We start from the raw sequence: 14,014 nt of genomic DNA, 5'->3' as shown, positions 1-14,014 counted from the left end.
GCTCCCGGTGGGGCGGCACCCCCGTTCATGTCGTCATCCCCGGTCGCCCCGGGGCCCGTACATCAGCCGGCGCAGCACCGCTTCGGCGGGGCCCCGGCGGCCGGCCCGTTCCAGGGCGTACGCCCCGGCCACGGTGACCAGCCAGACGGCGAACGCGAAGAGCGCCATGGTCGTACTGCCCAGGTGCGCGCCGAGGCCGAGGCCCCAGGCGGCCAGCACCGGGGCGAAGAGCAGCGAGTGGGCGAGGTAGCACGACAGGGACCGTTTGCCGACGGAGGCCACCGCCGTCACCGCCGTCGTGCCGCGGCGGGGCCCGCGGGTGGTCCACCAGTGCGTGAAGAGGGCTACCGCCGCGACATAGCCGAGGCCGGCGGCGTTGCCGGTGACGTCGCGGAGGGCCATGAGCGCCCCGGATTCGCTCTGCATGTCGTCCGTCACGCGCAGGACGCCGATGTGGGCGAGGGCGGCGGGCAGCGCCCCGAGCCAGCCGGCCGCGATGCCGATGACAGCCGTGATGCGCAGCAGTGTGCGGTGGCGGTGCGGTTCCTCCAGGATGCGGCGGCGTGCGGCCCAGAAGCCGAGCAGGAAGAGGATGTACCCGCCGGCGACGAGGGTCAGCGGGGCGGCGGCGAAGGTGATGAACAGGCCGGTCTCGAGCCGGGTTCCCGCCGCGGTGAGCCAGTTCTCCTCGTCCGACGCGAACGCCTTGAAGCCGGCCTCGGCGTCGGCGTCACCCAGTGTGCCCAGATCGCCCTGGAGCAGAGCGGCGATGACGGGCCCGGCCGTGACGAGCGCCATCAGAGCGACTCCGATCCAGATCCACCACGTCAGAGCGCGTTCGCCGCGTCGCAGGAAGGCCACGCCCAGGACGAGGCTCAGGACTCCGTAGAAGCCGATGATGTCCCCGGCCATCAGCAGGCCGGCGTGGGCGAGGCCGATGACGATCAGCCAGAGGCTGCGCCTGCGCAGGAGTTTCGCGGCGTCGCGCCCGTCGGTGCCGGCGGCGGTCTGCCGGAGGTAGAGCTGCATCATGCCGTAGCCGAAGAGGAAGGCGAAGAGCGGGTAGATCCGCAGGTCGAGCGCCATGATCATGGTGAACTGCACGGCGTGGTCCAGCCACGAGCCGTCCACGGGCTGCCATCCGGAGGGCCCGCGCCGGGCCGTCCACAGATGGAAGGCGGTGTTGGACAGCACGATGCACAGCAGCATGATCCCGCGGGCGAGATCGGGGGCGAGCGCCCGTTCGCCCGGCCGTACGCCCCCACGCCGCAGCGTTCCCCGTTCGGTCGCGATCGTCATCGTTTCACGCTAGGAAGGCGGGGCCCGGCCGGACATCGGCCGGAGGGCGAGCGGGCGCCGACCAAAGGATGACGCCCGTGCCCCTCCGGTGCGACCAAAGCCGCACCGCCGCCTCACGCCGGTCGGGCCCGGCCCTCCCAGTGCGGCTCGCGCAGCCGCCGCTTGTACAGCTTGCCGTTGGGGTCGCGGGGCATCTCGGTGATGAAGTCGACGCTCCGGGGCCGCTTGTAGCCGGCGAGCCGGTGGGCGCAGTGGTCGAGGAGGTCGGCGGCGAGAGCGGGTCCGGGGCGGTGTCCGGGGGCCGGTTCCACGACCGCCTTGACCTCCTCGCCCCAGTCGTCGTGCAGGATTCCGAAGACGGCGGCGTCCGCGACGGCCGGGTGGGCGAGCAGGGCCGACTCGATCTCGGCCGGGTAGATGTTGACGCCACCGGAGATGATCAGGTCGATCTTGCGGTCGCGCAGGAAGAGGTAGCCGTCCTCGTCGAGGTGGCCGAGGTCGCCGACGGTGAAGAAGTCACCGATGCGGTTCTTGCGGGTCTTGGCCTCGTCCTTGTGGTACGAGAAGCCGCCGGTGTTCATCTTCATGTACACGGTGCCGAGTTCACCGGGCGGCAGCCGGTCGCCGTCGTCGTCGAAGATCGCGAGTTCGCTGATGGGCCAGGCCTTGCCGACGGTGCCGGGCTTCTTCAGCCAGTCCTCGGCCGTGGCGAAGGCGCCGCCGCCCTCGCTGGCCGCGTAGTACTCCTCCACACAGGGCCCCCACCAGTCGAGCATGGCCCGTTTCACATGGTCGGGGCAGGGCGCGGCGCCGTGGATGGCGTGCCGCATGGAGGAGACGTCGTAGCGGTCCTTCACGTCGTCGGGCAGGGCCAGCAGGCGGTGGAACTGGGTGGGGACCATATGGGTGTGGGTGCACCGGTGGGCGTCGATGAGGCGGAGCATCTCCTGGGGTGTCCACTTGTCCATGAGGACCAGCCGGTGGCCGATGTGCAGGGACGCGCCGGCGAACTGCAGAACGGCCGTGTGGTAGAGCGGCGAGCAGACCAGGTGCACGTTGCCGTCGAACGGGCGGATGCCGAAGATGCCGAGGAACCCGCCGAGGTACGCCTCCTCCGGCGGTTTGCCCGGCAGTGGACGGCGGATGCCGCGGGGGCGGCCGGTGGTGCCCGAGGTGTAGTTCATGACCCAGCCGAGGGTGCGTTCGCCGGGCGGCGACTCGGGTTGTTCGTCGAGGAGTTCTGCGTACGGGCGGAAGCCCTCGGCCGTACCTGCGGCGTACCGGTGCATATCCGGCAGGCCTGCCTCGTCTGCGGCGTCGCGGGCCGCGTCGGCGAAGCGCTCGTGGGCGAGGAGCACCTTGGCGCCGGAGTCGGAGACGATCCAGGCGATCTCCGGTCCGACCAGGTGGTGGTTGACGGGCACGAGGTAGAACCCGGCCTGGCTGGCGGCGAGGTACGCGGTGAGGAATTCGACGCCGTTGGGCAGGACCACCGCGAAGGTGTCGCCGCGTTCCAGTCCGGCCGCGCGCAGGCCGTGCACCAGCCGGTTGGCGGCGGCGTGCAGGCGCCCGGCGGTCCACTCCTCGCCGTCGGGGGCGACCAGGACCGCGCGGTCGGGGTCGGCGGTGGCCTGGGCCCAGAATCCCACGGGAGGACGGGTGTTCACTGTCCGCTCCTTCCGGCGATGCGGTTGACGCGGTCCACGGCCCGCTCGAAGCCGCGGGTGAGGTCGTCGAAGACCGCCTGGACACTGCGTTCGCTGGTCATCCGGCCGACGATCTGGCCGACCGGGGTACCGAGCAGCGGGTCGACCTCGTACTTCTGGATGCGCGAGACGGCCTCGGCGACCAGCAGCCCCTGCAGGGGCATGGGCAGGGTGCCGGGCCCGTCCGGGTCGTCCCAGGCGTCGGTCCACTCGGTGCGCAGCTGGCGTGCGGGCTTGCCCGTCAGCGCCCGGGAGCGGACGGTGTCGCCGGAGCCGGCCGCGAGGAGCTTTCGGGTCAGGGCGGGTGAGTGGAGGTCCGCTTCTGTGGTGGTCAGCCACAGGGAGCCCAGCCACACCCCTTGGGCGCCGAGGGCGAGCGCGGCGGCCACCTGCCGCCCGCTGCCGATGCCGCCGGCGGCCAGCACGGGCAGTGGGGCGACGGCGTCGACGACCTCGGGGGTGAGCACCATGGAGGCGATCTCGCCGGTGTGTCCACCCGCCTCGTAGCCCTGCGCCACGACGATGTCGATCCCGGCGTCCTGGTGCTTGCGGGCGTGCCGGGCGCTGCCCGCGAGTGCGGCGACGAGGACGTCCTGGTCGTGGGCGCGGGCGATGACGTCGGCGGGCGGTGAGCCGAGGGCGTTGGCGAGGAGCCGGATCGGGTAGTCGAAGGCGACGTCGAGCTGACTGCGGGCGACCTGCTCCATCCAGCCCGTGATGCGCCAGCCCGACGCCTCGCCCTCGGCCAGCTCGGGCACGCCGTGCTTGGCGAGGGTGTCCCGGACGAACTGCCGGTGGCCCTCGGGGATCATCGCCTCGACGTCGGCTTCCGTGACGCCTTCGACCTTCTTCGCCGGCATGACGACGTCCAGGCCGTACGGCCTGCCGTCGACATGTGCCTCGATCCAGTCCAGGTCGCGTTTGAGCTCGTCGGGGGCGGTGTAGCGGACCGCGCCGAGCACGCCGAAGCCGCCGGCCCGGCTGATGGCCGCGGCGACGGCGGGGAACGGCGTGAAGCCGAAGACGGCGTGCTCGATTCCCAGTTCCTGGCTCAGCTCCGTCTGCATGGGCGCAGGATGCCGGAGTCCTCCGCAGGACGGAAGGGTTTTCCTGATGCTCCGTCAGATTCAGGCCGCGGGCGGCCCCGCCTGCGGGCTGTGCTCGGATTCGGGCCGCGGTCAGTTCCCCTGCGCGGGCTGAGTGCTCAGATTCGGGCCGCGTCGGTCCCCGCCTGCGGGCTGTGCTCGGATTCGGGCCGCGGTCAGTTCCCCTGCGCGGGCTGAGTGCTCAGATTCGGGCCGCGTCGGTCCCCGCCTGCGGGCTGTGTGCGCGGACGTGCGACGGACATACTGCACGGGACATGCGCGACCGTTGAGGCGAAGGGGTGTGTGCGGTGACCGACAGACCTGCGAGCGGCGAACTGACCCGGCGTCAACTGGGCCGGGCGGGGCTGGCCCTGGGCGGTGCACTCGCCCTCACCCCGCTACCCGCCGGGCCCGTCGGGGCCGCCCCGGAGGGGTCCGGCCGCCACCCCACCCTGCGGCACGGCTCCGCCGCCCGCGCCGGACTGCTCTCCTCCCACCTGCGCCGGCTCGTCAGCGACGCGGAGGCGTTCCTCGCCCCCTCCCCCGAGCACCCCTGGTACGCGGGAGCCGTCCTGCTCGCCGGACGCGGTGGCACGGTCGCGCTGCACCGGCCCATCGGCATGGCGGTGCGCTACCGGGCCTACGACGAGAAGACCGACACCGGCATCGAGTTTCCGCCCGGCGAGCAGATTCCGATGGCCCGGGACACCGTCTTCGACCTGGCGTCGGTGTCGAAGCTGTTCACCTCGATCCTCGCCGTGCAGCAGATGGAGCGCGGCGCACTGGAGCTGGAGGGGAAGGTCGCCTCGTACCTGCCGGACTTCGCGCGTGCGGGCAAGCAGGACATCACGATCCGTCAGCTCCTCACGCACACCTCCGGTTTCCGCGCCTGGATTCCGCTGTACAGCGCGCCGACGTACGAGGAGAAGCTCCAGCGCATCTGGAACGAGGCGCCGGTCAGCGCACCGGGCACCGCGTACCTGTACTCGGACCTGAACCTCATCTCGCTCCAGCTCGTGCTGGAACGGGTCGCGGGCCGCACCCTGGACATCCTGCTCCGCGACGAGATCACCGAGCCGCTCGGCCTGCGCCGCACCCGCTACAACCCGCCCGCGTCCTGGCGGCCGGGGATCGCGGCCACGGAGGACGCGCGGGCACCGTGGTCCGGGCTCGACCGGGGCCTGGTGTGGGGCGAGGTGCACGACGAGAACGCCTTCGGTCTGGGCGGGGTCGCGGGCCACGCGGGCGTCTTCTCCGATGCGTGGGACCTCGCGGTCCTCGGCCGTACGCTGCTCAACGGCGGGGTCTACGGGCGGGCCCGGATCCTGGGGCGGGAGTCGGTGGAGCTGATGTTCACCGACTTCAACACCGCCTTTCCCGGGGACGAACACGGCCTGGGATTCGAGCTCTACCAGCACTGGTACATGGGCGCGATGGCCACGCCGCGCAGTGCGGGGCACACCGGGTTCACGGGCACCTCGCTGGTGCTCGACCCGACGACCGACTCGTTCCTCGTCGTCCTCGGCAACTCGGTTCATCCGGTGCGCACGTGGCGCTCCGGTTCGGCGCCCAGGGTCGCTGCGGCGAACAACATGGCGCGGGCGGTGCCGGTGCGGCCGGTGCGGCGCCGCAGGGCCTGGTTCTCCGGGATGGCGGTCGCCACGACGGCGACCCTGACGCTTCCCGCGCTCGACACGTCCGCAGGCCGGGCCCGGTTGCGCTGCGCGCTGTGGTGGGACACCGAGCCGCAGGCCGACGTGCTGGTCCTGGAGGCCTCGGCCGACGGCGGCACGAGCTGGCGGCCCGTGCCCTTCACCACGTCCCGCCGCGGTGGGGATCCCGGGCAGCATCCGTCGGGCTCGGTCACCGGCTGGTCCGGCCGCGTCTGGCACACGCTCACCGCCGGCCTCCCGGCCGCACGGGAACTCGCCCTGCGCTGGCGGTACGCGACGGGCCGGCTGTACGTCGGGCGCGGCTGCTACGTGGACGGACTGCGGGTGGAGGCTTCCGGGGACGTCCTGTTCGACGAGACGCGTCCGGCGGACGGGGCGCGCCTCACTGCAGTGGGGTGGACGCAGGAGGCCGACTGAGCGGTCACCCTCCGGTGTTCTCCAGCACGGCCATCGCCGCATTGTGCCCCGGCACCCCGCTGACCCCGCCGCCGCGCACCGCGCCCGCCCCGCACAGGAGCACGTTCGCGTGCCCGGTCTCCACGCCCCAGCGGCCGGTGCCGTCCTGGGCGTGGGGCCAGCTCAGCTCGCGGTGGAAGATGTTGCCGCCGGGCAGGCCGAGGTCCCGCTCCAGGTCGAGCGGGGTCCGGGCCTCGATGCAGGGGCGCCCGTCGGCGTCGGTGGCCAGGCAGGCGGCGAGAGGTTCGGCCAGGTGCTCGTCGAGCTGGGCGAGGGTGGACTTCAGCAGGTCCTCACGTACGGCGTCGTTGTCCCGCTCGAACAGCCGGGCCGGGGTGTGCAGGCCGAAGAGGGTGAGCGTCTGGTAGCCCTGCTCGGCCAGGCCGGGTCCGAGGATGGTCGGGTCGGTGAGCGAGTGGCAGTAGATCTCGGAGGGCGGCGCGGCGGGCAGCTCTCCGGCGGCGGCCTGGGTGTGGGCGGCGGCCAGTTGCTCGTAGCCCTCGGCGATGTGGAAGGTGCCGGCGAAGGCCTCCCGCGGGTCGACGGAACTGTCGCGCAGCCGTGGCAGCCGCTTGAGCAGCATGTTGACCTTGAGCTGGGCACCCTCGGCGGGCGCCGGAGGGGTGTCGCCCGTCAGGTCGGCCAGGGCCTGCGGTGAGGCGTTCACCAGGACATGGCGGGCGGCGACGGTGCCTTCGCCGTCGGCCGTGCGATACGTGACCTCGGCGGTTCGGCCGTCCGTGGCGATGCGCAGCGCCTCGTGGCCGGTGGCGAGGACCGCGCCCGCCGCGCGTGCCGTGTCGGCGAGGGCGTCGGTGAGGGCTCCCATGCCGCCGACCGGCACGTCCCAGTCGCCGGTGCCGCCACCGATCACGTGGTAGAGCAGGCAGCGGTTCTGCTTCAGGGAGGGGTCGTGGGCGTCGGCGAAGGTGCCGATGAGGGCGTCGGTGAGCACGACACCGCGCACCAGGTCGTCTTCGAAGCGCTCCTCGACGGCGATGCCGATCGGCTCCTCGAAGAGCATCCGCCAGGCCGCCTCGTCGTCGAGGCGGTCACGCAGTTCCTCGCGGGTGGGCAGCGGCTCCGTGAGGGTCGGGAAGATCCGCTGGGCGGCGCGGCCTGTCATGCCGTAGAACGCCTGCCAGGCCCGGTACTCGCGGTCGGAGCCGGTGAGCCGGGTGAACGCCTCACGGGTGCGCCGTTCGCCGCCGCCGACGAGGAGACCGGTGGGCCGCCCGTCGCGTTCGGCCGGGGTGTAGGAGGAGACGGTACGGGCGCGGACCCGGAAGTCCAGGCCGAGGTCCCGGACGATCTTCTTCGGCAGCAGGCTGACCAGGTACGAGTAGCGGGACAGCCGGGCGTCGACCCCGGCGAAGGGCCGGGTGGACACCGCCGCGCCGCCTGTGTGGTCCAGTCGCTCCAGGACCAGCACGGAGCGGCCGGCCCGGGCCAGATAGGCGGCGGCCACCAGGCCGTTGTGGCCGCCGCCCACGATGACGGCGTCGTACGTCCGGTGTGCGCGGGGTCCCTCGGGTGCGGTCATGGTTCTTGGTAACACGGGGTGATCCGGGTCGGCCAGACGGCGCCTGCCCGCTCGCCCCGGGGTCAGCGCGCCGCCGCGGCCCGCTGCTCTCGCAGGGCCGCCACTCTTCGGTACAGGGCGACGGCCTCGGCGCCGCGCCCCAGCTGTTCCAGGCAGTGGGCCTCGTCGTTGCGGCTGGCGAGGGTGTCGGGATGGTCGGGGCCCAGGACGCGTTCGCGGGCGGTGGCCACACGCCGGTACTCGGTGAGCGCGTCGGCCCAGCGGCCCAGCCAGCCGAGGCCGACGGCGACCTCGCGCAGGCTGACCAGGGTGTCCGGGTGGTCGGGGCCGAGGACCTGCTCGCGCAGGACGGCGACCTCCCGGGATTCGGTGAGGGCCTCCTCCCAGCGGCCGAGCCGCCCGAGGTTGACGCAGCGGCCGTGGCGGGCGCGCAGGGTTTCGGGGTGGGTGGGGCCCTGGCTGCGGCCGCGGTCCTCGGCCAGGCCGCGGTAGAGGTCCAGGGCCTCCGCGCTGCGGCCGAGGCGGCCCAGGCTGATGCCGATCTCGTGCCGGGCGGCCAGGGTGTCGGGGTGGTCGGGGCCGAGGGCGCGACCGCGGGCCTCGGCGACCTCGCGGTAGGTCTCCAGGGCTTCGGGCCAGCGGCCCAGCTGTCCCAGGGCGTAGGCGACTTCGTAGCGGGTGACGAGCGTGTCGGGATGGTCGGGGCCGAGGACCCGGGCGCGGGCGGTGGCCACCTCACGGGCCATGCGGTACGAGTCCTCCAGGCGGCCGAGGCGGCTGAGGTTGAAGGCGAGGTTGTGGCGGCAGCGCAGGGTGTCGGGGTGGTCGGGCCCCATGGTGTGCTCGCGGGCGGTGAGCACGGAGGTGTAGACGCGGTGGGCGTCGAAGGGGCGGCCCAGCTGACCGAGTGCGTAGGCCATCTCCTGACGGGCGGCCAGGGTGTCGGGGTGGTCGGCGCCGAGGGTGCGGATCCTGGCCTCGGTGACGTGCTTGTACTCGCGCAGGGCGTCCGCGGCGCGGCCGGTGCGGCTGAGGGTGAAGGCGACCTCGTAGCGGCTGGAGAGGGTGTCGGGGTGGTCGGGCCCGAGGAGGTGCTCGCGTTCGGCGGCGACCGCCCGGTGCACCTCGCCCGCCTCCGCCCAGCGGCCGAGCCGTCCGAGGCTCAGGCCCGCGTTGTGCCGGCCGGCCAGGGCGGTCAGGACCTCCGTGGGCGGGGCGGGCCGCTGCGCGGGGACGGGTTCCTCGATGACGGGGCCGGTGGCGGGCCGTGCGATCCACTCGCCGGACAGTCCCGCCGACGGGTCCGCGGGCGTGGTGCGCAGCCCTGTGCCGGTCGCCTTGTGGCCGGTGGTCATGCCGCGGGTCCAGGACGGCAGCCGGTCCGCGCCCGCCGGCCCGCCGGGGGCCGGGCGGGCCGCCGCGCCGGCGGGCACGTACGCCGGCGCGGCCCGGTGGGCGCTGATCCGGCGGGCCAGCTCGCGGGCGTCGTCGGGGCGTTGCGCGGGTTCCTTGGCGAGCAGGTCGAGGACGACCCGTTCCAGGTACTCGGGCAGTTCGGCGCGGTGCTCGCGCGGCGGGCGGGGCGGGGTGTCGCGGTGGCCGACGAGAACCGCCCAGGCGTCGTCGAGGTCGAACGGCGGTACGCCGGTGGCGATCTCGTACAGGACGCACCCGAAGGAGTAGAGGTCGCTGCGGTGGTCGACCCCGTCGCCGCCGATCTGCTCCGGGGACATGTAGTGCGGGGTGCCCATGGCGATGCCGGTGCCGGTCAGCCGGGAGGTGAAGCCGATGTCGTGGCCGAGGCGGGCGATGCCGAAGTCGCAGATCTTCACCGTGCCGTCGCGCAGCCGCACGATGTTGGCGGGCTTCAGGTCCCGGTGGACGATGTGCTGTTCGTGGCAGTAGGCGAGGGCGGCGGCGACCTGTTCGGCGATCTCCATGACGTCGGCGACCGGCAGCGGGTGCTGCTTGTTGTCCTCCAGGAGCTGGCTGAGGTTACGGCCGTCCAGCAGCTCCATGACGAGGTAGAGGACGCCGTCGGACTCGCCGAAGTCGTGCACGACGGTGATGCCCCGGTGCTGCAGCGCGGCAGCCACCCGGGCCTCGCGGCGGAACCTCTCCCGCAGCACGCGGGTGAAGGCGTGGTCGTGGTTCGGACCCAGCGGTTTGAGGCACTTGACGGCAACGTGCCGGCCCAGGGACTCGTCCCGGGCCCGCCACACCTCGCCCATGCCGCCGCGCCCGATCAGATCGAGCAGCCGGTACCGGCCCTGGATGAGCCTGCTGTCCCCCATGTCGCGCGACGCTCCCCCCGGTAGCTGTTCGCCCGCCCCCCTGGCCCACCCAGTATGGCTGCCTGTCGTCCGAGTTTGTACGGTGCCGGGCGGGCGCCGGGGCCGAGCCTCGCCATGGCCCGCAGGATGTGTTTGGGCGGGAGTTGCCACCGCACACGTGCGGGAACGTGGCGCAGCAGGAGGCCCGCGAGGCGGAGTTGACGGGTGACGGTGGCTGGTGCGGGGGCCGGTCTGCCGTACAACTCGTGGGCGTACGGCGGCAGGGAGGCGTACGCCAGATGTGCCACGCGCCGCCACAGCGCCTCGCGCGCCGGTACGAGGAGGCGGTGCGTCGGTGGGCGCAGCAGGAAGTCGTCCACCTCGCGTGCCTCGGGTCCGGCGGCCAGGTCGCCGTAACGCTCGCCCGTGTCCGGACCGGTCGCGGTCAGCATGCGGTACAGGTCGAGAGGCCGTCGTTCGAACCGTGACCGTCCAGTCGTTGAGATTTCACCTACCCGGTTGAGGGTTTGGTAAGGCTCCCCTTATATGCTGGCGTCGCCGATCAAGCCCCGGACCGGGCCGCAACCGCCTGCCCGACCTCCCGCACGACAGGATCCGACATGCGCACCACCTCCCGCGGCCTCATAGCGGCGCTCGCTCTCACCCCCGTGCTGACCGGGTGTTTCGCGCCCGGCGACAGCGACACCGGGGCGGGACCGGGCGGGCGGCTCCGGGTCGCGCTGGCCGTACCGCCGGTGCAGGCGCTGTCCCCGTACAGCAACGACGCCACCGTGCTGAGCAAGCTGTCCGTCGCCGAGGGCCTCACCGCGCTCGACGAGAACGGCGCGGCCAAGCCCGCTCTGGCGAAGTCCTGGAAGCAGGACGGCGACACCACCTGGACCTTCGAGCTGCGCAAGGCCGAGTTCCAGGACGGCACCGAGCTCACCGCCCGGGCCGTCGTCAACGCACTCGAACACGCGAGCGCGGCCAAGCCCAAGCCCCGCGTACTGAGCGACGTGTCACTGACCGCCAAGGCCGACGACGCCGACACCGTCACCCTCACCACCAAGTCGCCCGACCCGGTGCTGCCGCTGCGACTGGCCAGCCCCGCACTGGCGATCCTGTCGGCGAAGGCGTACGCGAAGGACGGCTCCGCCAGCCCTCTCGGCACCGGCACCGGTCCGTTCGAACTCACCCGGCTGAGCGGCAAGAGCAAGGCCACCCTCGACCGCTTCGACGGCTACTGGGGTGGCAAGGCGAAGGCGCCCGGCATCGACGTCAGCTGGATCGCGGACGGAACGGCCCGTGCCAACGCACTGCGCGGCGGCGAGACCGACGTCGCCGAGTGGATCCCGACCGCCCAGGCCAAGCTGCTGGACAAGAAGACCCGGCACGAGGTCCCCTCGGTGCGCACCGACAGCCTGATCCTGAACACCGGCAGCGGCCTGTTCACCGACGCCGGGCTGCGCGCCGCCGCCCGTCAGGCCGTCGACGGCTCCGCGCTGGTCGACTCCGTCTTCGGTGGCTACGCCGACCCCGCGCAGGGCCTGTTCGGGCCCGCCGTCCCCTGGGCGGCGGGCAAGCGCACCGAGGTGACGGGCCGTGCCGAGGCCGCGACCGCCGCCGAGGTCAAGACCGGCGCCAAGGGCAGGACGCTGCGACTGGCCACCTACACCAACCGGGCCGAACTGCCCGAGGCCGCGGCCGTGCTCCAGCAGCAGCTGGAGAAGGCCGGGTTCACCGTGAAGCAGGACGTGCGCGAGTACACGCAGATGGAGGGCGACCTCCTCGCCGGGAAGTACGACGCCCTCGTCTTCTCCCGGGTGACGCTCCTCGACACCGGCGATGCGGTCGATTACCTCGCCAGCGACTTCACGAGCGAGGGTGTCTACAACATCGCCGGGCTGAAGGACGCCGCGGTGGACAAGGCCATCCGGGCCGCCGCCGCCGAGCGGGACACCGCCGGGCGCCAGGAGAAGATCATGCAGGCGGAGGCGGAGATCCTGCGCACCGACGCGGTGGTGCCGCTGGTGCACGAGCAGGCCGTCCAGGGCGTCGCGGACGATGTCGAGGGCGTGATCCTCGACCCGCGCGAGCGGTCCCTGATCGACGTCGACACCCGCCTCAAGTAACCCGTATGAGTTTCGCGCGCACGTCCGCCGCCGCCCGCCCGTCCCTCTGGCCGGCGGCGGCCGGCCGTGTGCTCGCCGGAGCCGCGCTGCTCGGTGCGGTGGCCCTGCTGCCGTGGCTGACCGGCGCGGACCCGGCCCGCACGGTGCTGCGCGCCCGCTCCGCCGACCAGAATCCGACCCCGTCGGAACTCGCCGCCGTGCGCGAGCAACTGAGCTTGGACCAAGGCCCCCTGGTCCACCTCGCACACTGGCTGGCCGGCCTGCCGCGCGGGGACGCGGGCGTCTCATGGGTCTCCGGCGCACCGGTCATGCCGCAGGCGGGGACGGCCCTGTCGGTCTCCCTGACGCTGGTGCTGGGCGCGTTCGTGGTGACCGCCCTGGTCGCCGCGCTGGTGTGCGCCCGCACCGTGTTCCTCGGCTCCCGGCGACGGTTGCGGCAGGACCGGGCGGGCACGACGGCCGCCGTGCTGGCCGCCCTGCCGAAGTTCCTGCTCGCCTCGGTACTGGCCACCGTGTGCGGGGTCTGGTGGGGGTGGTTCCCGTCCAGCGGCTGGGAGGGGCCGCAGTCGATGGTGCTGCCCGCGCTCGCCCTCGGCATCCCGTCGGGCGCGATGCTCGGCGGCATGCTCGACCAGGCGCTGCCCGCCGCCTTTCACGAACCCTGGGCGCGCACGGCGTACGCCGTCGGGCTCCCGCCCGGCAACATCGCCCGCAACGCGCTGCGCCGCACCCTGCCCGGCATACTGCCGCAGCTGCTGCCGACCGTCGTGGCGCTGGTCGGCGGGGCGGTCGCCGTGGAGAAGATCTTCAACATCCCGGGGCTCGGCCGACTCGCCCTGGAAGCCGCCGTGGCGCAGGACCTCCCGGTGCTCCAGACCGCGACCCTGGCGCTGGTCCTGCTCGGCGTGAGCGCCGGCATCCTGATCCGGGCCCTGCGCCACGCGCTCCTCGGCCGCCCCCTGCGCGACGGCGCCCTGCCGACCCTGCACCGGCCCCCGCTCGTCCCGCCGCGTTCCCTGCGCTGGATCACCGCGGCATGTTCGGTGGTCCTGATCGCCCTCGTCACGGCGGGCCTCCTGCGCGACCCCCTGCAGGTCGACACGGCGGCGCGGCTGGTGGCGCCGTCCCTCGAACACCCCCTGGGCACGGACGCGCTGGGCCGGGATCTGCTGGCCCGGCTGGGCCACGGGGCGCTGCGCACGGCCGGTGTCGCCCTCGCCGTGACGGTGGTCAGCGCGATCACCGGTCTCCTGCTGGGTATGGCGCCGCGGGCGAGCGCCGGTCCGACGGAGGTCGTGTCGACCCTGCCCGCGGTCCTCTCCGGACTACTCATCGCGGGCGTGACCGGGCCGTCGGTGTGGGGTGCGGCGATCGCGGTCTGCGTGGTCGGCTGGAGCCCGTACGCCGCCCAGACGGCCGCGCTGCTCGAACAGGAACGCGCGAGCGGTCACATCGCCGCATCCGTCGCACTCGGCGCGGGACGGCCGCACCTGCTGCGCCGTCACCTGCTCCCCGCGGTGCTGCCGGCCCTTCTCCGCAACGCCCTGCTGCGGCTGCCGACCGCCGTCCTGGTACTGGCCTCGCTCGGCTTCCTCGGCCTGGGCGAACAGCCGCCCACCCCCGAGTGGGGCCGGCTCCTGTCGGAGAACCAGCCGTACGCCGAACTCGCCCCCTGGACGGTGCTCGGCCCGGCCGCCGCCCTGGTGGTGCTCTCCGTGCTGGCGGTGACGGGCAGCGCGCTGGGACGCCCGAAAGGCGAGTAGCAGGCGCCCCGGGCCCGGGGGGGCACCCGCCGGGGGGCCAGCGAAACGGCAGTCGGGCGGGGGCGGGCGTGGGGGCGCGGCGCG

At 73.4% G+C, this 14,014-nt stretch carries 8 protein-coding genes and 1 pseudogene; 3 read left to right on the top strand and 6 right to left on the bottom strand.

The window, feature by feature from the left end; genetic code table 11:
- Window positions 1–33 precede the first annotated feature (33 nt).
- From ACFY9S_RS35350 to ACFY9S_RS35340, 3 genes are all read right to left on the bottom strand, one after another.
- Window positions 34–1,299, bottom strand: coding sequence for a DUF418 domain-containing protein (locus tag ACFY9S_RS35350; protein ID WP_391137001.1), 1,266 nt, complete (start codon window positions 1,297–1,299; stop codon window positions 34–36).
- Window positions 1,300–1,412: 113 nt separating this feature from the next.
- Entirely contained in the window at window positions 1,413–2,966 is a 1,554-nt protein-coding gene (locus ACFY9S_RS35345; RefSeq protein WP_391136998.1) for an AMP-binding protein, read from the bottom strand.
- The gene (locus tag ACFY9S_RS35340; protein ID WP_391136995.1) at window positions 2,963–4,072 is read right to left on the bottom strand and encodes a nitronate monooxygenase; all 1,110 of its coding nucleotides are present in this window, start codon (window positions 4,070–4,072) and stop codon (window positions 2,963–2,965) included. The genes ACFY9S_RS35345 and ACFY9S_RS35340 overlap by 4 nt, the downstream gene beginning before the upstream one ends.
- A 326-nt stretch (window positions 4,073–4,398) precedes the next feature.
- Here ACFY9S_RS35340 and ACFY9S_RS35335 point away from each other — a divergent pair, with 326 nt between their 5' ends.
- Window positions 4,399–6,180, top strand: a complete 1,782-nt coding sequence (locus ACFY9S_RS35335) for a serine hydrolase (protein WP_391136992.1) — start codon at window positions 4,399–4,401, stop codon at window positions 6,178–6,180.
- 4 nt (window positions 6,181–6,184) lie between these two features.
- On the opposite strand, the gene ACFY9S_RS35330 is transcribed toward ACFY9S_RS35335, so the two are convergent.
- From ACFY9S_RS35330 to ACFY9S_RS35320, 3 genes and pseudogenes are all read right to left on the bottom strand, one after another.
- Window positions 6,185–7,762 carry an FAD-dependent oxidoreductase gene (locus ACFY9S_RS35330; RefSeq protein ID WP_391136989.1) on the bottom strand — a complete coding sequence of 526 codons (1,578 nt, stop codon included), beginning with the start codon at window positions 7,760–7,762 and terminating at the stop codon, window positions 6,185–6,187.
- Between the two features lie 62 nt (window positions 7,763–7,824).
- Entirely contained in the window at window positions 7,825–10,056 is a 2,232-nt protein-coding gene (locus ACFY9S_RS35325; RefSeq protein ID WP_391136986.1) for a tetratricopeptide repeat protein, read from the bottom strand.
- Window positions 10,008–10,445 (bottom strand): annotated as a pseudogene (locus tag ACFY9S_RS35320) (DUF2236 domain-containing protein); the annotation flags it as partial. The gene ACFY9S_RS35325 and the pseudogene ACFY9S_RS35320, both read right to left, overlap by 49 nt.
- A gap of 210 nt (window positions 10,446–10,655) precedes the next feature.
- Here ACFY9S_RS35320 and ACFY9S_RS35315 point away from each other — a divergent pair.
- Together ACFY9S_RS35315 and ACFY9S_RS35310 are read left to right on the top strand one after the other, a co-directional pair.
- Window positions 10,656–12,167 carry an ABC transporter substrate-binding protein gene (locus tag ACFY9S_RS35315; RefSeq protein ID WP_391136983.1) on the top strand — a complete coding sequence of 504 codons (1,512 nt, stop codon included), beginning with the start codon at window positions 10,656–10,658 and terminating at the stop codon, window positions 12,165–12,167.
- A gap of 5 nt (window positions 12,168–12,172) precedes the next feature.
- A complete protein-coding gene (locus ACFY9S_RS35310) occupies window positions 12,173–13,930 on the top strand; it encodes an ABC transporter permease subunit (RefSeq protein ID WP_391136980.1) in 1,758 nt (585 codons plus the stop codon).
- Window positions 13,931–14,014: the final 84 nt, after the last annotated feature.

It is taken from the genome of Streptomyces sp. NPDC012474 (assembly GCF_042955185.1).
Classification (GTDB): domain Bacteria; phylum Actinomycetota; class Actinomycetes; order Streptomycetales; family Streptomycetaceae; genus Streptomyces; species Streptomyces cahuitamycinicus.
The sequence above is the reverse complement of the archived record's forward strand: the minus strand, read 5'-3'. Positions and strand labels throughout refer to the sequence as shown.

Bases quoted from the DNA above. Each gene is read 5' to 3' on its own strand.
- ACFY9S_RS35350 (WP_391137001.1), bottom strand. From the start codon at position 1,299: ATGACGATCGCGACCGAACGGGGAACGCTGCGGCGTGGGGGCGTACGG.
- ACFY9S_RS35340 (WP_391136995.1), bottom strand. From the start codon at position 4,072: ATGCAGACGGAGCTGAGCCAGGAACTGGGAATCGAGCACGCCGTCTTC.
- ACFY9S_RS35330 (WP_391136989.1), bottom strand. From the start codon at position 7,762: ATGACCGCACCCGAGGGACCCCGCGCACACCGGACGTACGACGCCGTC.
- ACFY9S_RS35325 (WP_391136986.1), bottom strand. From the start codon at position 10,056: ATGGGGGACAGCAGGCTCATCCAGGGCCGGTACCGGCTGCTCGATCTG.
- ACFY9S_RS35315 (WP_391136983.1), top strand. From the start codon at position 10,656: ATGCGCACCACCTCCCGCGGCCTCATAGCGGCGCTCGCTCTCACCCCC.
- ACFY9S_RS35310 (WP_391136980.1), top strand. From the start codon at position 12,173: ATGAGTTTCGCGCGCACGTCCGCCGCCGCCCGCCCGTCCCTCTGGCCG.